At 40.8% G+C, this 20498-nt stretch carries 15 protein-coding genes; 13 read left to right on the top strand and 2 right to left on the bottom strand.

Going from position 1 to position 20498, the window contains the following annotated elements; all coding sequences use genetic code 11:
* Window positions 1-21 precede the first annotated feature (21 nt).
* The 6 genes from lepA to pdxJ are packed head-to-tail and all read left to right on the top strand — an operon-like array spanning window position 22 to window position 5831.
* Window positions 22-1809, top strand: coding sequence for a translation elongation factor 4 (lepA, locus tag FLM47_RS11765; protein WP_138608157.1), 1788 nt, complete (start codon window positions 22-24; stop codon window positions 1807-1809).
* A gap of 18 nt (window positions 1810-1827) precedes the next feature.
* Window positions 1828-2763 carry a signal peptidase I gene (lepB, locus tag FLM47_RS11760; protein WP_178956448.1) on the top strand — a complete coding sequence of 312 codons (936 nt, stop codon included), beginning with the start codon at window positions 1828-1830 and terminating at the stop codon, window positions 2761-2763.
* Window positions 2764-2765: 2 nt separating this feature from the next.
* Window positions 2766-3443: a ribonuclease III gene (gene rnc, locus FLM47_RS11755; RefSeq protein ID WP_008466504.1), complete on the top strand. Its 678-nt coding sequence runs from the start codon at window positions 2766-2768 to the stop codon at window positions 3441-3443.
* Window positions 3433-4365 (top strand): GTPase Era, encoded by a 933-nt coding sequence (gene era, locus FLM47_RS11750; protein ID WP_138596050.1) that lies wholly within the window; start codon window positions 3433-3435, stop codon window positions 4363-4365. Before rnc ends, era begins: the two co-directional genes overlap by 11 nt.
* Window positions 4366-4385: 20 nt before the next feature.
* Window positions 4386-5078 (top strand): DNA repair protein RecO, encoded by a 693-nt coding sequence (gene recO / locus FLM47_RS11745; RefSeq protein ID WP_138608154.1) that lies wholly within the window; start codon window positions 4386-4388, stop codon window positions 5076-5078.
* A 21-nt stretch (window positions 5079-5099) separates the two neighbouring features.
* Window positions 5100-5831 carry a pyridoxine 5'-phosphate synthase gene (gene pdxJ, locus FLM47_RS11740; protein WP_178956447.1) on the top strand — a complete coding sequence of 244 codons (732 nt, stop codon included), beginning with the start codon at window positions 5100-5102 and terminating at the stop codon, window positions 5829-5831.
* Between the two features lie 27 nt (window positions 5832-5858).
* Here pdxJ and barA read toward each other — a convergent pair whose 3' ends face one another.
* The gene (gene barA / locus FLM47_RS11735; RefSeq protein WP_171039633.1) at window positions 5859-8645 is read right to left on the bottom strand and encodes a two-component sensor histidine kinase BarA; all 2787 of its coding nucleotides are present in this window, start codon (window positions 8643-8645) and stop codon (window positions 5859-5861) included.
* A gap of 102 nt (window positions 8646-8747) precedes the next feature.
* Here barA and rlmD point away from each other — a divergent pair, with 102 nt between their 5' ends.
* The 5 genes from rlmD to eno all read left to right on the top strand — a co-directional run bounded on the left by rlmD (window position 8748) and on the right by eno (window position 16235).
* Entirely contained in the window at window positions 8748-10073 is a 1326-nt protein-coding gene (gene rlmD / locus FLM47_RS11730) for a 23S rRNA (uracil(1939)-C(5))-methyltransferase RlmD (protein ID WP_178956446.1), read from the top strand.
* 8 nt (window positions 10074-10081) lie between these two features.
* On the top strand, window positions 10082-12238 hold the full coding sequence (gene relA / locus FLM47_RS11725) for a GTP diphosphokinase (protein ID WP_138608148.1): 2157 nt from the start codon (window positions 10082-10084) through the stop codon (window positions 12236-12238).
* Window positions 12219-13040 carry a nucleoside triphosphate pyrophosphohydrolase gene (gene mazG, locus FLM47_RS11720; protein ID WP_178956445.1) on the top strand — a complete coding sequence of 274 codons (822 nt, stop codon included), beginning with the start codon at window positions 12219-12221 and terminating at the stop codon, window positions 13038-13040. The genes relA and mazG overlap by 20 nt, the downstream gene beginning before the upstream one ends.
* 161 nt (window positions 13041-13201) lie before the next feature.
* Window positions 13202-14836 (top strand): CTP synthase, encoded by a 1635-nt coding sequence (locus tag FLM47_RS11715; protein ID WP_138608144.1) that lies wholly within the window; start codon window positions 13202-13204, stop codon window positions 14834-14836.
* A gap of 100 nt (window positions 14837-14936) precedes the next feature.
* Window positions 14937-16235, top strand: coding sequence for a phosphopyruvate hydratase (gene eno / locus FLM47_RS11710; RefSeq protein WP_178956444.1), 1299 nt, complete (start codon window positions 14937-14939; stop codon window positions 16233-16235).
* 238 nt (window positions 16236-16473) lie between these two features.
* On the opposite strand, the gene mutH is transcribed toward eno, so the two are convergent.
* Entirely contained in the window at window positions 16474-17145 is a 672-nt protein-coding gene (mutH, locus tag FLM47_RS11705) for a DNA mismatch repair endonuclease MutH (RefSeq protein ID WP_138608140.1), read from the bottom strand.
* Window positions 17146-17673: 528 nt separating this feature from the next.
* Here mutH and rppH point away from each other — a divergent pair.
* Together rppH and ptsP are read left to right on the top strand one after the other, a co-directional pair.
* Complete coding sequence (gene rppH / locus FLM47_RS11700; protein ID WP_008111786.1) at window positions 17674-18192, top strand: RNA pyrophosphohydrolase; 519 nt, start codon at window positions 17674-17676, stop codon at window positions 18190-18192.
* A gap of 23 nt (window positions 18193-18215) precedes the next feature.
* Window positions 18216-20480 carry a phosphoenolpyruvate--protein phosphotransferase gene (ptsP, locus tag FLM47_RS11695; protein ID WP_178956443.1) on the top strand — a complete coding sequence of 755 codons (2265 nt, stop codon included), beginning with the start codon at window positions 18216-18218 and terminating at the stop codon, window positions 20478-20480.
* Window positions 20481-20498: the final 18 nt, after the last annotated feature.

Genomic DNA, 20498 nt, shown 5'->3' with positions numbered 1-20498 from the left:
TAGAAGTTTAGAATCCAGTTTATGAAGCATATCCGTAATTTTTCGATCATCGCCCACATTGACCATGGTAAATCGACCCTTTCTGACCGTTTGATCCAAGTTTGTGGTGGTTTAACCGACCGTGAAATGCAGAAGCAGGTTCTGGATTCAATGGATATTGAACGTGAACGTGGCATTACCATCAAGGCGCAAAGTGTAACGTTAAACTACAAAGCAAACGATGGTGAAACCTACCAGCTCAACTTTATCGACACTCCTGGTCATGTTGACTTTACTTATGAAGTATCACGCTCACTAGCTGCGTGTGAAGGCGCATTATTGGTTGTTGATGCTGGCCAAGGTGTTGAAGCACAAACATTAGCTAACTGTTATACCGCCATCGAAATGGACTTAGAAGTTATACCGGTTCTAAATAAAATTGATTTACCGCAAGCTGACCCATTACGTGTAGCCGAAGAAATTGAAGACATCATTGGTATTGATGCCCTTGATGCCGTGCAATGTAGTGCTAAAACAGGTGTGGGTATTGCCGAAGTACTTGAAATGATCGTTAAAGATGTACCGCCACCCGTTGGTGAAAAAGACGAGCCATTACAAGCGCTAATTATCGATTCTTGGTTTGACCCGTACCAAGGCGTTGTATCGCTAGTGCGTATCAAACATGGCGAACTTCGCGCGGGCGACAAAATTAAAATCATGTCAAACGAGAACGTACATACCGCAGATCATGTGGGGATTTTTACGCCTAAACAAACTAACACCGGTATTTTACGTACCGGTGAAGTAGGGTTTGTTATTGCAGGTATTAAAGAAATACACGGTGCACCGGTGGGCGATACCATTACTCATCAAAAAAATGCGGCACCAGAGCGCTTACCAGGTTTTCAAAAAATTAAACCACAAGTTTATGCGGGTATGTTCCCAATTGCGTCGGATGATTACGAGTCATTCCGCGATGCACTTAACAAACTAAGCTTAAACGATGCGTCGTTATTCTTTGAACCAGAAAACTCAACCGCGTTAGGGTTTGGTTTCCGTTGTGGCTTCTTAGGTATGCTGCACATGGAAATTATTCAAGAGCGTTTAGAGCGTGAATACGACATTGATTTAATCACCACAGCACCAACGGTTATTTATGAGGTAGTGACTAAAGAGGGCACTACACAAATAGATAACCCGTCTGACCTACCAGCTGTAAACGATATTTTAGAAATACGTGAGCCAGTAGTAGAAGCTAATATTTTAGTACCGCAAGAGTACTTAGGTAGCGTAATCACTTTATGTGTTGATAAGCGCGGTATGCAAACTAAAATGAGCTACCATGGTAAGCAAGTTGCAGTAACGTACGAACTGCCAATGGCTGAAGTGGTAATGGATTTCTTTGATAAGCTAAAATCAACCAGTCGTGGTTTTGCGTCGCTTGATTATAACTTTAAGCACTTCCAAACCTCAGACATGGTTCGTGTAGATATACTCATCAATAGCGAGCGTGTTGATGCTCTTGCTATTATTGTACACCGCGATAGCGCGCAGTCTCGTGGCCGTCAGCTTGCTGATGCGCTAAAAGAGCTTATACCACGTCAAATGTTTGATATTGCGATTCAAGCAGCAATTGGTCAGCATGTAATCGCGCGCACAACCGTGAAGCAGCTTCGTAAAAACGTAATCGCGAAGTGTTACGGTGGTGACGTGAGTCGTAAGAAAAAATTACTTCAAAAACAAAAAGATGGTAAAAAGCGAATGAAGCAACTTGGTAACGTTGAAGTGCCTCAAGAAGCGTTCTTAGCCATTTTAAAAGTTGGTAAATAAAAAATAAAGGGATAATAAATGGCTGGCTACTTTTCAGTTTTATTGGTGTTATTAACCTTAGGCTCAGGCCTAATATGGTTAATAGATCACTTAATGTTTGCCCCTAAAAGGCAAGAACGTTTGGCACTTGCACAGACTTCTGCCGGTGGCCAACTTGATGAAGAAACCGCAGCATTGATTGCGCCTGAGCCAGTCATTACTGAAACAGCAAAGTCGATTTTTCCGATGATTGCTGCTATCACTATTTTTAGATCGTTTATTTTTGAGCCGTTTCAGATCCCATCGGGTTCGATGATGCCAACCTTATTAGTAGGCGATTTTATTTTAGTGCAAAAGTATTCTTATGGAATTAAAGACCCAGTATGGCGCAGCCAGTTAGTGGATGTGAGCGAACCAGAGCGTGGCGATATTGTTGTTTTTAAATACCCATTAGATGAAAGAGTTGATTATATTAAACGCGCTATAGGCTTACCAGGCGATAAAATTGTTTACCGCGATAAGCGTTTGTATATTCAACCAAAATGTGGAGAAGGCGAAGTTCAAAAAGGCGCGCTTCTTTGCAACGAATTCAATAAAATTGATTTTAAATTAATTAATGATGATGAATTTATGCAAGGCCCAATGGCTTTAGCGCGTTTAAATGAAGATTTAACGACCTCTAGCCATGATATTTTAATCAACCCAAAATCGCCTGAACGTAAAGGGCGTTACTACCAGCAATTGGGCACTCCTGCAGATGAATGGGTGGTGCCTGCTGATCATTACTTTATGATGGGTGACAATCGCGATAACAGCCAAGATAGTCGCTTTTGGGGCTTTGTACCAAAAGAAAACTTGGTGGGTAAAGCTGTCTTTATATGGATGAGTTTTGAATTTGATAATGGCCCAGATGACATTTTACCAGGATGGGTTCCAACTGGTGTTCGTTTTGAACGCCTAGGTAATATTCAGTAACAATGAAAAAAAATGTAACAGAGTTATACAAAAGAATTGGCTACACATTTGCTGATCAAGGCCTACTTGAGCAAGCAATGACGCACCGCAGCCACAAAGGTCAACACAACGAGCGACTCGAATTTTTGGGCGACTCGATTTTGAGCTTTGTAATTGCCAATGCCTTGTACGCTAAATTTCCTAAAGCACGTGAAGGCGATTTAAGCCGCATGCGTTCGACTTTAGTTCGCGGCCAGACGTTAGCTGAATTTGGCCTTGAGTTTGAGCTAGGTGATTACCTGCGTTTAGGCCCTGGCGAGCTAAAAAGTGGCGGCTTTAGACGCGAGTCGACCCTAGCAGATGCAGTGGAAGCTATAATTGGCGCTGTATTTTTAGATTCAGACATTGATCGTTGCGGCGAGCTTATTTTAGCGTGGTATGAATCACGTTTAGATGCTATTTCACCAGGGCTTAACCAAAAAGATCCTAAGACCCTGCTGCAAGAGTATTTGCAAGCTCGTAAGCTATCATTACCTGGCTATACTGTAGTAGACACTAAAGGTCAGGCACACAATCAAACATTCACGGTTGAATGTATCGTTGATGGAATGGATAGCATTATTTCTGTTGGCAGCTCAAGGCGTAAAGCCGAACAAAAAGCGGCCGAAAAAGCATTGAAGATACTTAAAAATGAATCTTGATACCTTAATACAGCCTCATGAAGGCGAAATAGACACATTTTGTGGCATGGTTGCGATTGTTGGCCGTCCTAATGTGGGTAAATCAACCTTGCTTAATGAGATTATTGAGCAAAAAGTCAGTATTACCTCACGTAAGCCACAAACCACGCGCCATCGTATTATGGGTATTCATACCGAGGGTAAACACCAAGCGGTGTACGTAGATACCCCAGGTCTGCATGTTGAAGAAAAGCGCGCCATTAACCGTTTAATGAACCGCGCAGCGTCGAGCTCAATTGGCGATGTTGAACTGATTATTTTTGTTGTTGAAGGCACCCATTGGAATGCCGATGACGAGATGGTACTAAACAAAGTGAGCCAAAGTGGCAAGCCGGTATTGTTAGTTATTAACAAAATTGACCAAGTGAAAGATCGTGACCTTGTACTGCCACACATGAAATTCTTAGGCGATAAGTTTGACTTTATAGGCATTATGCCTGTCTCTGCGACTCAGGGTAAAAACATTAACCTGATCAAAGAAGAAGTGACTAAACGTTTACCGCCGTGCGAATTTTATTTTCCGGATGACTACGTTACCGACCGCTCAATGCGCTTTATGGCTGCTGAAGTGATCCGTGAAAAGCTTATGCGCTTTATGGGTGAGGAACTACCTTACTCAGTGACTGTGGAAATAGAACAGTTTAAATGGCAAGAAAACGGCGTTTGGCACATCAATGGCCTTATTTTGGTTGAGCGTGAAACGCAAAAGCGCATGGTTATCGGTAACAAAGGCGAAAAGCTAAAAGTGATCGGCCGTGAAGCGCGTAAAGACCTAGAAGAAATGCTTGAAAATAAAGTATTTTTAGAACTATGGGTTAAAGTAAAATCGGGCTGGGCTGACGATGAACGTGCCTTAAGAAGCTTAGGCTACGGTGAAGATTAATAAGTATCGAATAGCCTAATATGGACAGCGACTTTTACAAAGCCTATTTATTACATCGACGTCCTTATAGTGACTCGCAAGTAATGTTAGATATGCTGGTAGAAGGCGTTGGCCAGCTTAGAATGCTCGCTCGAGTTAGTGGCCGCCAGGCCACTAAACATAAAGCTCAATTGCAACCATTTCAATCCTTACTCGTCCATTACAATGGCAAATACGATTTAAAATATATTAATAAATTTGAGCTCTACGGCAACCCGTTATTTCTAACTGGTGATAAGCTTTATTGTGGCTTTTATTTAAATGAGCTAACTAATCGCATTGTGCCGATTAATGAGCCCATTGATCAAGTTTTTCAACTTTATAATACACACCTAGAAAATCTTAATAGTGGTACTGATATGCAAGCAGTGCTGCGCTCTTATGAATTTCAATTATTAGAGCTGCTAGGGTATGGAGTCGATTTTAGTTTTGATGCGGACGGTGAGCCAATTGACGAGGCACAAACGTATAGTTACTTCGCAGAAGTAGGGTTTTCGGTGCAACATGACACGCGCTCTGGATTTACCGGTTCACAACTTAATGCCATAGCAAATCATGACTTTAGTCAAGCGGATGTGTTATATATGGCAAAGCAATTAAGTCGTTATTTATTAAAGCCATTATTGGGCAATAAGCCATTAAAAAGTCGTGAGTTATTTATTAGCTCTCAATAAACAAATTTCACAGGTACAAACATGAAAGATATTCTTCTAGGCGTGAATGTAGATCATATTGCAACGCTTCGCCAAGCTCGAGGTACTTCTTATCCAGATCCAGCCCATGCAGCCAATGTTGCAGAGCATGCCGGTGCTGATGGTATTACTATTCATTTACGCGAAGACCGCAGACACATTCAAGACCGTGATGTGTATGTGATGGCTAAAACCATTCAAACACGCATGAACCTTGAAACCGCAGTAACCGATGAAATGATTGCGATTGCACTTGAGGTTAAACCTGAATATGTATGCTTAGTACCTGAAAAACGTGAAGAGCTTACTACCGAAGGCGGCTTAGATGTAGCGGGTAATATTGATAAAATAGCCGCAGCGACTAAAACTCTAACGCAAGCCGGTATTAAAGTGTCATTGTTTATAGATGCCGATAAAGCGCAGTTAGACGCGGCAAAAGCCTGTAGTGCGCCTTATGTTGAAATTCATACCGGAGCCTATGCCGATGCCACCAACGATGAAGATACAGCAAAAGAGCTTGAACACATCCGCCAAGGCGTTAAGTATGCAGCGAGTATTGGCTTAATTGTTAATGCCGGCCATGGTTTGCACTACCACAACGTGAAGCCAATTGCAGCGATGCCAGAGATTTACGAGCTTAATATTGGTCACGCTATTATTGCCCGTGCAGCGATTGATGGTTTAGATAAAGCGGTGCGTGATATGAAACGCTTAATGCTTGAAGCCCGCGCTTAGAATTGTAATTACAATAGACAAGACGAGCTACAGCTCGTCTTTTTTATTGTTGTTATCAATGTTGGCATCAACAAGTAAGTTTTCCAGCTCGTCTTGAAGTTCAAACAGTTCGGGCTCTATATTATCAAGTACGCACTCATTTTTTAGTGACGTTTCGATCGTTTCCGCCAATGTTTTTAATTTTGGTACACCAGTATAGCAACACGCTCCATGAAATTTATGGATCACGCTGAGTACTTGAGGGCAGTCATTGCTGACTATTGCTTGATTTAATAAGTTTAGGGTTTCGGGCACGCTTAATAACAGCATGTTGAGCATTTCATTGGCTAATTCAGGTTTACCGCCAGCACGTTGCAGCGCCAACGCCCAATCAAGCCGAGTGCTATTAAAAGGCGCTGTGCTATGTTCAAATGTGTTTTTTGACTTATCACGGCTTACAGGTAATTGCGGGCTATGATCGCAAATAACTTGATTGAGCATATCTTCGTCAATTGGCTTGGTTAAATAGCCTTCAAAACCATCTTTTAATAATTGTTCTTTTTCACTATTGAGTGCATGTGCAGTTACGGCAATAATAGGTGTATCTTCATTTAAAGATGACTCTTTAATGAGTTTACAGGCTGTAATGCCATCCATTATCGGCATTTGAATATCCATAAAAATCACATCATATTTATGACTTTTACTCAGGCTATAAGCTTGTGAACCATTATGGGCAGTATCAATCAATTCCACCTGTTCGTTTAGTAGGGTGTATATTAATTTTAAATTAGCGTCGTTATCATCTACCACTAATACTTTTAATGGCAGTAGAGTTTGTTCATGCTGATCTATGTTATGCGCCGGGTGATCAAGTCGATAGGGTGCGGCTAATAACTCACATAATTTACGATGGTTGAGCGGTTTACTTAAACAGGCATCTGCACCGCTGCCTATAAAAGCTTCACGCATATTGTGCGATACAGTATTAAGCATTAAATATAAATAATCGGTTGATTCTCTAACCGCTTTTACATAGCTTTTTAAGCGCTGCATATCATCAACCGATGCCATGTGACCAATAAGGCATATATCAAAATTAATCTCTGATTTCTCGATACACTCTAAAAATTCACTTTCGCTATGACATCGAGTGACGCTAATTTTCCACTCTTGTAATAATGAAACAACGGCATGATGAGTATGCTTATGTGGCTCTAGGTAAAGCACACGTTTACCAATTAATGATTGGGTAGGCAAATCATTGATAAATACATGATTTGGTAATCTAAATACGCCATTAAAGGTAAAGCATGTGCCACTGCCTGGAGCTGAATTTAAAGTAATACGGCCATTCATTGCTTCAACAATATGTTTAGTAATAATAAGCCCTAAGCCAGTGCCACCAAATTTACGGGTAATACTAGAGTCGGCTTGGCCAAAGGCGGTAAATAACGCGTCTTGTTTATCGGCAGGAATACCCACCCCGGTGTCAGCAACCGACACTAAAATGGAAGTTTGCTCCTCATCTAATAAACGATGGCTAATATCGACTTTAATAGCGCCTTTTTCAGTAAATTTTATTGCGTTACTTAACAAGTTAATAAGCACTTGTTTAAATCGAGTGGGGTCGCCGGTTAAGTGATCGGGCACCTGAGGATTTATATAAATAGAAAGCTCAAGTTGTTTGTCGTGAGCGCTAGGTGCCAGTAATGTCATCACTTCGTTTACGCTATCGCGTAATTGAAATTGAATTGACTCTAGCTCCATAGCACCCGCTTCTAATTTGGAGAAGTCCAATATATCGCTAATAATGGTCAGTAAGCTGTTTGCTGAAAGCTCAATGGTATCAAGGTAATCTTTTTGGTTTTTATTTAGCGGTGTTTTATAAAGCTGGCGAGTAAAGCCAATAACCCCATTAAGTGGTGTGCGTAATTCATGACTCATTTTTGCTAAAAAGTCAGACTTAACGCGGTTAGCATCTTGGGCTTCTTTTTTAGCCATAGTGAGCTGTATATTTTGTGTTTCGTATTGCTCAAGCGTTTCGCGGTAATCACTAGTTGCTTGATCAATATTTTTTTGCATTTCATCTTTTTGCATCACCATAGAGTGGGATATGGTATTGAGTCCTTCACGCAATAGTTCAAACTCACCATTCATGGGCTCAGTTAAGCCTGTTTGTCTTTTACCCTCAATTAACCTGTCGGTAGCAAGTACTAACTTATTTAGCGGTGTCATAAACATACGGCTAAGTTTTAGTGCTAAAATAGCAGCTAATACTAAGGCGAGAATAATAATAATACCGCTGACTAATAATGCGCGTTGCTGGCCAATAACAGCTTTGTCGCGATTAAGTTGGATCACCACGGTACCTAATGTGGTCTGAAACTCAGAAGTATTCCAGTCGCTATTGGGTGTTGTATGGTTAATGATAGGGGTAAAAAAAGTCACTAACTCTTCAGTTTGCTGAACATGTGTGGCTTTAAAACTGTCAATTTGCGTTTGCTCAATTAAGGTATCGAACGAGCGATGATAATTACTGGTTATAATAAGTTGGTTGTTATCATTAAAAATAGCAATTGATTTGACCGCTGGTGAGTGTTTGTTATGTGTATAACGAATAACACGGTTAAGTAGTTTTTTATTTTTTTCCAGTAAAGGTTGTTCAAGAGCAATCGCTAAAGGCTCAGAAATTGTTGTGCCTTGTTGATATAAAATTTCATCAAGCTCAATGTAACGATTTATTGTAAAATAACCACCTAGTAATAGCCCAATGATCACTGTGGGGATCAGGGTGAGTGTTAAAACAGAATCGCGCAAGCCTAGTTTGGTCATAATCTGAGCATTATTATCATTTTTATTAAATGTGAGTATATACATACTCATAGCTATTCTCAAAGTAGAGACGTAATTCATCAACCTTTAAGGTAATGCCTCATGGCACAAATATTTAAAGCAAAGAAAAAACCACTACAACAGCAATCGCTTGAACTCGATATTACAGCAATGGATCACCATGGCCGTGGTATTGCTAAGTACAATAATAAAGTGTGTTTTGTTAGTGGAGCATTACCTGGGGAGCGAGTAAAAGCTAAGTTAGTTGATGATAAAGCACGTTACAGCCAAGCTGATACGCTTAAAATAATTAAAGCCAGTGAATATCGCACAGTTCCTATTTGCGAGCATTACAGCCAGTGTGGAGGTTGCCAGCTACAGCATTTAGATGCCACACAGCAGGTAATTGAAAAGCAAGCAGCGGTGAATCAATTATTTGCCAAGTTTGCAAAATTAACCGATTTAAACTGGCAAGCTCCGCTGCTAAGCCAAGCAACTCATTATCGACGCAGTGCTCGGATTGCTGTTATGTTCGATAAGGCTGCAAAAAAAATGCGGGTAGGCTACAGAGCAAATGCTTCTAAAAGTATTGTTAGTATTAATCAGTGCCCAGTTTTAAGTGATGTATTTGCCGATGTATTTAATGTGTTTGATAAAGTCATTAATCAAAACAAGACGCTACACAGTATTAGTCATTTACAATTATGTGCCGCTGATGAACAATCTTTTATTGTTATCCGCCATACCAAAGCGATTTCACCTCATGATAAGGCGTTTGTTGAGCAAAGTGTGGCAGCTCATAATTGGCAGTTAGTGTGGCAAAGTGACAGTGATACTATTGAACATTCACATTTAGCTATGCCATTTTATAAACTTGAACAGTTAAATATAACGTTTGAGTTTGGGCTCAGTAACTTTATTCAGGTTAACGCGAGTGTAAATCAAGCGATGCTGATCCAAGCTGCAAACTGGTTAGCACTTCAAGGCGATGAAAATGTTCTGGATTTATTTTGTGGTATTGGTAACTTCTCTTTAGTGTTAGCCAAACAAGCTAAAACAGTAACAGGAATTGAGGGCGTAACTTCGGCGGTTGCATTAGCAACACAAAATGCGCACACTAACTCTATTACTAATACCCAGTTTCATTGTTTTGATTTAACCACGAGCATTAAAAAAGCGCCGTGGTTTAATAAAGAATTAGATGTTTTAGTACTCGACCCCTCACGCACTGGTGCGATGGCAGTTTTAGAACAGCTTCCATTAACGCAGTTTAAAGCGATTTTATACGTTTCTTGTGACCCTGTTACTTTAGCCCGTGACAGCGCTATTATTTCGCAAGCCGGCTTTGAGCTGAACAAGATAGGGCTAATGAATATGTTTCCTCACACGGGGCATATCGAAACTATGGCGTTATTTCAACGGAGGTAAAGCGCATTATGGTAGCGACACGTCAATCTCATCAACATGATAAAGCGGGTGACTTTTTTTCACGCGTAGAATCTCTTGATTTGTCTCAAGAAAAAATCAGCTTACTCAACAAAGCGCAGCAGCTTTGCCAAACGTGCGATAACAGCGAGCGACAAAATACCGCTATAGAAATGGTGGAGATTTTAGTTGAGTTAAATTTAGATGCTGACTCTTTAGCCACAGCCTATTTAACCCCTTATTATTTAAATGATGTAGTGAGCATTGATGCGGTAGAAGAGCATTTAGGCAACCATGTTGCAGTACTGCTTACAGGTGTGTCACAAATGGCGACCATAAGTACCTTAGCTCATCAAGGCAACGGCACTGTGCAAGTCGATAATATTCGCCGGATGCTGCTTGCTATGGTGGAAGATGTGCGCGCTGTGGTGATTAAATTAGCCGAACAGGTTTGCCATTTACGCAACGTCAAAGATGCCGCAGAAGAAGAGCGAGTAGTTGCCGCCAAAGAGACCGCTGATATATTTGCACCACTTGCGAATCGTCTTGGTATTGGTCAATTAAAATGGGAGCTTGAGGATTTAGCTTTTCGTTATTTGCACCCCGATATTTATAAAAATATTGCTAAGCAACTCGATGATAAGCGCCTTGCCCGTGAAGCGTATATGGTTGATATGGTTGAACAGGTCAAACAACGCCTCCATGAAGCGGGTATCAAAGCTGAGGTGTACGGCAGGCCAAAACATATCTACAGCATTTACAAAAAAATGGCGAAAAAGAACTACGAGTTTGATCAGCTATTTGATATACGCGCCATGCGAATTGTGGTTGAACGATTACAAGACTGCTACGGTGCTCTAGGTATAGTGCACACTAATTGGCGTCATTTAAATAAAGAGTTTGACGATTACGTTGCGACTCCAAAACAAAATGGCTATCAATCTATTCATACGGTTGTGTTTGGTCCTGAGGGTAAAACCGTTGAAATTCAAATACGAACGCACGACATGCATCAAGATGCAGAGCTGGGTGTCGCCGCGCATTGGATGTACAAAGAAGGCGCATTACCAGGGCGTGGTTCAGGCTATGAGCAAAAAATTAGCTGGTTGCGTAAGTTACTGCAATGGCAAGAAGAAGTGGTCGATGGCAGCGACTTAGCACAAGAGCTTAAAAACCAAGTGGTTGAAGACCGCGTCTATGTGTTTACCCCTCGAGGCGATATTTTTGACTTACCACTGGGAGCAACACCTCTTGATTTTGCTTACTACATTCACTCCAATGTAGGGCATCGATGTATTGGTGCAAAAATATTTGGCAAAATAGTGCCATTTACTCATCAGTTAAGCACTGGTGACCAAGTTGAAATACTAACCCAAAAGCAGCCAAACCCAAGCCGTGATTGGTTAAATCCATCGTTAGGTTACATTAAATCGTCTCGCGCTAGAGCCAAAATTCATCATTGGTTTAAACAGCTCGACCGCGATAAAAATTTAAGTGCGGGTAAAGAGATTCTTGATAGTGAGTTACAAAAATTAGAGCTAACTTATAAAGATTTAGACCCCGCTATAAAGCGTTTTAATTTTAGAGAACTTGATGACTTAATGGTCGCTATTGGCGCAGGCGATATTCGTCTTAACCAAATGCTTAACTTTATTACTGACAGAACAGAGCATGAGCCGGTAATTCGTTTCAAATCGCCTAGTAAAGTGACTGGTGATAAAAACGGTATTGTAGTGGATGGGGTCGGCAGTTTAATGAGCCATGTTGCTCGTTGTTGTCGCCCAGTACCTGGTGATGAAATCATTGGTTATATTACTCAAGGACGCGGTATTGCGGTGCACCGAGAGGATTGTGATTCGTTTAGTAATTTAAAAAACAAGCACCCCGAGCGTGTTATTTCAGTGAGTTGGTCAGATGATATTAGTAGCTCTTACGCCTTAACTATTCGTATTGAAGCCAGTGATCGTTCTGGCTTAATTCGTGACATCAGCTCAGCACTTGCCAATGAAAAAGTTAATGTGCTCAATATGAACGTAAACACGGTTGATAGCACTCAAACTGCTATTTTTGTGATGCAAATTGAAGTGCATGACTTACAGGGCACTAATAAAGTGCTGTCTAAGCTACATCAGATCGAAGGGGTACACAGTGCAAAACGAGGGCAGTAATCAGGCTAACAATGAGGCTTTAAGCCAACTGCTGGAAATAATGCAAACACTGAGAAACCCTGAGGGCGGATGCCCTTGGGATCTCAAGCAAACGTTTGCGTCAATCGTACCTCACACTCTTGAAGAAGCCTATGAAGTGGCTGATTGTATTGAGCGCGACGATTTAAGTGAACTGAAAGGTGAACTAGGTGATCTGTTATTTCAAATCGTGTTTTATGCGCAACTAGCGCAAGAGCAGCAATTATTTGATTTTAACGATGTGGTAAACACGTTAAATGAGAAGCTAGTGCGCCGTCATCCGCATGTATTTTCATCGCAAGACACACCCACAACTGATGCCGAATTAGCTGCGCAATGGCAAGCAATAAAAGCACAAGAGCGTGCTACTAGACCCCAAGATAAAAGCTCAACACTTTGGCAAGATATACCAAACAGTTTACCTAGCTTAACAAAAGCTAAAAAAATTCAACAACGTGTAGCTGCTTTAGGCTTTGATTGGCCTACTTATCATGGCGCTATAGATAAAGTGAGTGAGGAAGTTGAGGAGGTGAAAGAAGCCTTAGCTCATAACCCGTACTCAGCGCATACAGCAGAAGAGCTAGGTGATTTGTTGTTTGCTACCGTGAATGTAGCGCGCCATGTTAAACGGGATCCAGAGCAATTGCTTCGTAGTGCCAACGATAAGTTTTCTGCACGATTTGAAAAGGTGCAAAATTACTTAATTGCCCAGGGTAAATGTATTGAGTCAGCGTCTTTAGAGGAAATGGATGCGGCATGGGATGCGATAAAAAAAATTAAATAAATAGGGACATAAAAAATGTCTGTTTTTTGTGCACAGATTTGCCATTTATAGCTGGATTGCTCAGCCATGTTTTGGTACAATTTCGCCCCGTCTTGTTTATATTCCAAAATCACTTGTTTGGGTATTATATTCCTTTTAATTCCTGATATTCTAGGGTTCGCATGAGTACAAAATTTATCTTCGTTACCGGCGGAGTTGTTTCTTCGTTGGGTAAAGGTATTGCAGCAGCATCATTGGCCGCTATTTTAGAAGCCCGTGGCTTAGATGTTACCATTCTAAAGCTGGATCCTTACATCAACGTTGACCCAGGCACAATGAGCCCAATTCAACACGGTGAAGTATACGTTACCGAAGACGGCGCAGAAACGGACCTTGATTTAGGTCACTACGAACGTTTTATTCGCACCAAAATGACCAGCCGTAACAACTTTACGCAAGGGCGCGTATATGAAGATGTACTGCGTCGTGAAAGACGTGGTGAATATCTTGGCGCAACTATTCAGGTTATTCCTCATATTACCAATGACATTAAGCAACGTGTTTATGATGGCGCAGAAGGCCATGATATAGCAATCGTTGAAATTGGTGGTACGGTAGGCGATATTGAATCACAACCATTTATCGAAGCAATTCGTCAAATGGGTACAGAAATTGGTCGTGAACGCGCACTTTTCATTCACTTAACGCTAGTGCCATTCTTAGGCCCTGCCGGTGAAGTGAAAACAAAACCAACTCAACACTCAGTTAAAGAGTTACGCTCGGTAGGCATTCAACCAGATATTCTTATTTGTCGCTCAGACCGTAAGCTGCCAAATAACGAGCGTGCAAAAATTGCACTGTTCACAAACGTTGAAGAAAAAGCAGTTATTTCATTACCCGATGTAGATAGTATTTATAAAATCCCTGCGTTATTAAAATCGCAAGAGTTAGATAACTTTGTATGTCGTCGTTTTCATTTAGACGCGCCTGAAGCGGATTTAGCTGAGTGGGAACAAGTATTATACCAAGAGTCTAACCCAACGGGTGAAGTGACAATTGGTATGGTAGGTAAATACATTGAATTACCAGATGCATACAAATCAGTAAACGAAGCATTAAAGCATGCGGGACTGAAGAATCGTTTAACTATTAATATCCAATACGTTGATTCACAAGACATAGAAACCAAAGGAACGGATGTACTTTCTCGTTTAGATGCTATTTTAGTACCGGGCGGTTTTGGTGGTCGTGGTGTTGAAGGTAAGATCTTAGCGGCTAAATATGCCCGTGAAAACAAAGTGCCTTACCTAGGTATTTGTTTAGGTATGCAGGTTGCGCTTATTGAATACGCACGAAATGTTGCTGGTTTAGTTGATGCAAACTCAACTGAATTTAACGCAAATTCAGAGTCACCAGTGGTTGGTTTAATTACCGAGTGGTTAGATGCTGAAGGTAATGTTGAACTACGTGACGAAAAGTCTGATTTAGGTGGCACTATGCGTTTAGGCGCACAAAAATGTCATTTAACACCAGGCTCTAAGGTGCATGGCGTGTATGGCAGCGACGAGATTGTTGAACGTCATCGTCACCGTTATGAAGTTAACAACAACTTTGTAGCACAGCTTGAGCAAGCTGGTTTGAGCTTTACAGGTTTATCTGAAGATAAAAAACTAGTAGAGATTATTGAGAATAAAGATCACCCTTGGTTTATTGCAGCGCAATTCCACCCGGAATTCACTTCAACACCACGTGATGGTCACCCGCTATTTGAAGGGTTTGTAGCTGCGGCTCATACCTACCAAAAAGCGTCTTCGTAATATAAAAAGGCTGTGCATGATGCGCGGCCTTTTTTGTTTCTAAGGCTAGCCAAACTCAGGTTAGCCGCACTCACCATTTTGGGAATATAGAGGAATCAAGATGTCAGAAATCGTAAAAGTAATCGGTCGTGAAATTATGGACTCGCGTGGTAACCCAACTGTTGAAGCTGAAGTATATTTAGCTGATGGTTCGTGGGGCCGTGCTGCTGCACCTTCAGGCGCATCTACAGGAACTCGCGAAGCATTAGAATTACGTGATGGTGACAAGGCGCGTTACTTAGGTAAAGGCGTATTAAAAGCGGTTGGCTTTATTAATAACGAAATTGCAGAAGCACTAAAAGGTCAAAATGCACTTGCTCAAAGTGATGTAGACCAAGTAATGCTTGATTTAGATGGTACTGAAAACAAAGAAAAACTAGGTGCTAATGCTATTTTAGCGGTTTCACTTGCCAACGCTAAAGCGGCAGCACAATCTAAAAAAGTAGAGCTTTACGAGCACATTGCGGACATAAATGGTACGCCAGGTGTTTACTCTATGCCATTACCAATGATGAACATCATCAACGGCGGTGAGCATGCTGATAACTCAGTAGATATTCAAGAATTTATGGTTCAGCCAGTGGGTGCAACTAACTTCCGTGAAGCATTGCGTATGGGTGCTGAAGTATTTCATAGCCTAGCTAAGGTACTTAAAGCAGATGGACATTCAACAGCTGTAGGTGACGAAGGTGGTTTTGCACCAAACCTTGCATCAAACGAAGCAGCGCTTGCAGCCATTAAAGTAGCAGTTGCAAATGCCGGTTATGAGCTTGGTAAAGATATTACCCTTGCACTTGATTGTGCGGCCTCTGAGTTTTATAACAAAGAAGCAAATATCTATGACCTTAAAGGTGAAGGTAAGCAATTTACATCTGAAGAGTTTAACCACTTCTTAAAAGATTTAACTGAGCAATACCCAATTGTATCAATCGAAGATGGCTTAGATGAGTCTGATTGGGATGGCTTTGCACACCAAACTAAACTAATGGGCGATAAAGTTCAATTAGTGGGTGATGACTTATTCGTAACCAATACTAAGATTTTAAAACGCGGTATTGATAACGGTATTGCCAATTCAATCTTAATTAAATTTAACCAAATTGGTTCACTAACAGAGACGTTAGCAGCAATCAAAATGGCAAAAGATGCAGGTTTTACAGTGGTTATTTCTCACCGCTCTGGTGAAACTGAAGATGCAACTATTGCTGATTTAGCGGTAGGTACTGCTGCAGGTCAAATTAAAACGGGTTCATTAAGCCGTTCAGATCGTGTTGCTAAGTACAACCAATTGCTACGTATTGAAGAGCAATTAGGCGCTAAAGCACCGTACAATGGTTTAAAAGAAGTTAAAGGTCAGTAATATTTATTTTTAACTCCGGTTAAGGTAAATGTTCAACTTTGATTTATAAATCCCCGCCCATGCGGGGATTTTTTGTAAAAAATAGCAAAAAAGAGGCAAAGAGAACGGACTACTGGCGTTAAGTTTGCAGGTCTGCAAGCAGTGCGAATGTCTGGGTTAAAAAAATAGGAAAGTAGACATTAGGCGGCAGGCATTAGTAAGCAACTAGCCGAGCTCTACGCAAATTACTTTTTATCAATTAAAGCTGAAATTGCTGCTTTAAAATCTCGCCGGTAAAACTGGTTTTTAAGTAAAAACCACGAGGCAAGGTTTTAATTATTTTCCCATTTGGGCCTATGGCATCGGTAACAATATGGCTATTCGCTGCTTTTGGGCGTATTTGCATTACATCCCCTAAATGACCTGAAATTTCATCAACTCTACCAAGGGCTATAAGCTCCATTTGTTCTTCCCAGTCTCGCTGCAATTGTGCATCTTGCGCGGGGGAAGGTTGCCATAAAAAGCCACTGCCAATGGTTCTATCAAACGGTGCTATATCGCGCTCGCCTAAAATAGGTAGCCATAAAACATGATTCAACTTTTTTCGAACATTACTTGAGTGCCAGGTCGTACCGGTTACATTTATTAACGGGGTTACCGACACAAAGGTGGTTTCTAATGGTTTGCCTTTATATGAAATGGGCAGTGTTTTAAGCTCTATGCCTAAATCTTCAAAGTCGGGGAGCGGTTTTGAACCAGCGGTTGCGCCTAATACATACTCAATCAGTTGACCTGTCCAGCCTTTTTCACGCAATAAATCATCTGGCGTTTTAAAATGGTACTGCTGTGCTAGTTGTCCAAGTGTGAGCCCTGCAATATTATTGACACGTTGCATTAGTTGATTAATTGAGTGAGGTTTTAAAGGTTGCATACTGTTAATTTAGTTGAATAAATACCAACGCCATGATAGCAAATTAGCTTGATAGTGGATATCTTTAGCGGTTGGTTGATTTTTATACGTGCTGTGATTGGTGCAATTTTATGCACTGCTTTAAAACGCTAAAATTAACTAAGTAACTGAACTACATTGTTTTTTTTGTTTTTGGTGTTCAGTTTTAATTAAGGTCTATAATTGTTGTAAGGATAAATACAGATGTATAAACATGTTTATCCACAGATTCTGTGGAGAACATCACTTTTTTGATCTTGTATTGTGGATTTGTTTGCTAAATGAGCGTGTTTTACAAAAGTTATGCACAAGCTGTGAGTAACCAGCACAAACAGTGTGGTTTTTATGTATTTACGTATGGCTGTGTTGTTTGTTATTCACATGCAATGGATTTCGCCATTAATTTGCCTTAAGCGAAGGTGTTAACGAGGCTTGCACGTAATAGTATTTGCCGTATTGCAGCTAATGTGGAACAATCATAAAAAATCGACTTACAAATGAGGCACTAAGGTGATTGATGCCGAAGGTTTTCGTGCCAATGTCGGAATTGTAATTTGCAATAATCAGGGGCAAGTGTTTTGGGCCAGACGCTATGGTCAACATTCTTGGCAATTTCCCCAAGGTGGTGTTGATGATGGTGAAACACCAGAACAAACTATGTACCGTGAATTACACGAAGAAGTAGGTTTGCGACCAGAAGATGTAGAAATAGTTGCAAGCTCAAAACATTGGTTACGCTATAAATTACCCAAACGATTAATCCGCCGAGATTCAAGTCCGGTGTGTATTGGGCAAAAACAAAAATGGTTTTTACTAAAACTGCGCTGTAAAGATGAAGATGTTAACTTACTGAAAACTCATCATCCGGAATTTGATGATTGGCGATGGGTAAGTTATTGGTATCCGGTTAGACAGGTTGTGTCGTTTAAACGGGACGTTTATCGACGTGTTATGAAAGAGTTTGCTCCTTTTGCTATGCCTTTTAATAAGCGAGAGCAACAAAAAGATCACTGGCGGAATAAAAGGTAGTTTTTCATAAAAAGGAGCAGTGTATGCTGGCAACACTCAGAACGATAGCTGAGTCTGTTTCGCAACAAGCGAATTTAGACGATGCGTTAGTGTGCTTTGTGAAAATGGTAAAAGATGCCATGAATACCCAGTGCTGCTCCATTTATTTTGCCGATTATAGCCAAGATAACTTTGTACTAATGGCCTCATCAGGGTTAAATCCTGATGCGGTAGGCAAGTTTAGAATTGGCTTTACCGAAGGTTTAGTAGGGCTTGTTGCCCAGCGTGAAGAAGCAATTAATATTGCCTTTGCCAAGTCGCATCCTCGCTTTAAGCTCTCCCCAGAAGTTAATGAAGAAGGCTATAACGCCTTTTTGTCCGTGCCTGTTGTTCATCAAAAAAAAGTGTTAGGTGTTATTGTTGTTCAACAGAAAATGGCGCGGGTATTTTCTCAAGATGAGGAGTCGTTTTTAATTACGCTTTCTGCGCAGTTAGCTTCGCAATTAGCCCACGCCGAAATAAAAGAAGTATTACGCCAAGATGAGTCATCCCATCAAACATCAGTATTAAAAGGGGTTTCTAGCGCGCCAGGTATAAGTATTGGTAAAGCTTTTGTTGTTATTCCTAAACTTAATTTTAAGTCTATAGAACTTACTAAGAATAACGATGTTATTGAACAGCGTCGTTTATTTACACAAGCGGTTGCTGCAACGCGCAAAGAATTTAGCACCTTATCGATGACATTGAGCGACAGCATACCGCAAGAGGCGTTGGCTGTATTTGATGTGTATCAGCAATTATTAGATGCTAAAAGTTTAGGTCATAATGTAGAGGCTCAATTACAAGAAGGGTGGTGTGCTAAAAGTGCATTAAAAATTGTGATTGAACGTTTAGTTGCGCAGTTTAACGAAATGCAAGACCCTTATATTAAAGAGCGTGCGGTTGATGTTAAAGACATTGGTTTACGGGTGCTGCATCATTTAGTGAATACCGAGCATGCAATAAAAGACTACCCTGAAAACACCATTTTAATAGCGCATACATTAACACCAGCTATGTTAGCTGAGGTACCCAATGAGCGTTTGGCTGGGGTTGTGAGCATTAATGGTTCAGCCAACAGCCATGCCTCTATTTTAACCCGCGCTATGGGCGTGCCGGCGATTTGGGGTATCGAAGATTTACCGCTATTGCAGTTTGATAGCAAAGAAATGATTTTAGATGCTTTTGCTGGGCGTTTATATATTTCGCCTTCGCAAATGCTTATTGATGAGTATACAGAATTACAACATCAAGATAACTTACTCAATAATCGTTTTTTAGAAGAACAAGCATTGCCTTCAATCACGTTAGACGGTGAGCATATTAGTTTGTTACTTAATGCAGGGCTTGAGCTTAATACTCAACAAAATAGCGCCCATATTTGTGATGGTGTTGGTCTTTACAGAACCGAAGCATGGTTTATGCAAAAGGGACAGTTTCCTTCGCAGCAAGAACAAGAAAACTGGTATCGAGAAGTACTTAGTAGCTATTACCCTAACCCCGTTGTTATGCGAACGTTAGATATTGGTGGCGACAAAGTTTTAGATTATTTTAATATCACTGAAGAAAACCCATTTTTAGGATGGCGTGGTATTAGAATTAGCCTTGACCATCCCGAGCTTTTTTTAGATCAGCTCAAAGCGATGTTAAAAGCCAATATTGGCTTAGGTAATTTAAAAATAATGCTGCCGATGATCAGTGGTACTGATGAGGTTGAAGAGTCACTGGCACTATTTAAACAAGCTTATTATGAGTTAAGTGAAGCATTTCCTGAGCAACTTATAGAAAAGCCTGATATTGGCATCATGCTTGAGGTACCTTCAAGTGTATTTATGCTGCCAGAGTGGTCTAAAAAAGTCGATTTTTGCTCAGTAGGTAGTAACGACTTAACTCAGTATTTATTAGCCGTAGATAGGGCAAATGCCCGTGTAGCCGATTTATTTAACCCTTATCACCCCGCGGTATTGCGTGTATTAAATAATATTGCCAGCGAGTGTGAGCATTATGAATTGCCCTTTAGTCTATGTGGTGAGCTCGGCGGCGACCCCGAGGGCGCAATATTACTGATTGCTATGGGGTATAGACGTTTAAGCATGAACTTATCGTCGCTAAACAAAGTGAAGTGGGTGCTAAGACGCTTAAATGTAAGCGACATGGAACAGTTACTGAGCGATTGTTTGGCACAGCCTAACGCTAAACAAGTACTACGGTTAACCCGTAATTTTATGATAGAGCATCAGCTAGGTGATTTATTTTATACACCTAAATGATAGAGCTGTAATTGTTTA

The organism is Pseudoalteromonas sp. Scap06 (assembly GCF_013394165.1).
Taxonomy (GTDB): Bacteria; Pseudomonadota; Gammaproteobacteria; order Enterobacterales; family Alteromonadaceae; genus Pseudoalteromonas.
This window is presented reverse-complemented; position numbering and strand designations above follow the sequence as displayed.

Bases quoted from the DNA above. Each gene is read 5' to 3' on its own strand.
- lepA (WP_138608157.1), top strand. From the start codon at position 22: ATGAAGCATATCCGTAATTTTTCGATCATCGCCCACATTGACCATGGT.
- lepB (WP_178956448.1), top strand. From the start codon at position 1,828: ATGGCTGGCTACTTTTCAGTTTTATTGGTGTTATTAACCTTAGGCTCA.
- rnc (WP_008466504.1), top strand. From the start codon at position 2,766: ATGAAAAAAAATGTAACAGAGTTATACAAAAGAATTGGCTACACATTT.
- era (WP_138596050.1), top strand. From the start codon at position 3,433: ATGAATCTTGATACCTTAATACAGCCTCATGAAGGCGAAATAGACACA.
- recO (WP_138608154.1), top strand. From the start codon at position 4,386: ATGGACAGCGACTTTTACAAAGCCTATTTATTACATCGACGTCCTTAT.
- pdxJ (WP_178956447.1), top strand. From the start codon at position 5,100: ATGAAAGATATTCTTCTAGGCGTGAATGTAGATCATATTGCAACGCTT.
- barA (WP_171039633.1), bottom strand. From the start codon at position 8,645: ATGACCAAACTAGGCTTGCGCGATTCTGTTTTAACACTCACCCTGATC.
- rlmD (WP_178956446.1), top strand. From the start codon at position 8,748: ATGGCACAAATATTTAAAGCAAAGAAAAAACCACTACAACAGCAATCG.
- relA (WP_138608148.1), top strand. From the start codon at position 10,082: ATGGTAGCGACACGTCAATCTCATCAACATGATAAAGCGGGTGACTTT.
- FLM47_RS11715 (WP_138608144.1), top strand. From the start codon at position 13,202: ATGAGTACAAAATTTATCTTCGTTACCGGCGGAGTTGTTTCTTCGTTG.
- eno (WP_178956444.1), top strand. From the start codon at position 14,937: ATGTCAGAAATCGTAAAAGTAATCGGTCGTGAAATTATGGACTCGCGT.
- mutH (WP_138608140.1), bottom strand. From the start codon at position 17,145: ATGCAACCTTTAAAACCTCACTCAATTAATCAACTAATGCAACGTGTC.
- ptsP (WP_178956443.1), top strand. From the start codon at position 18,216: ATGCTGGCAACACTCAGAACGATAGCTGAGTCTGTTTCGCAACAAGCG.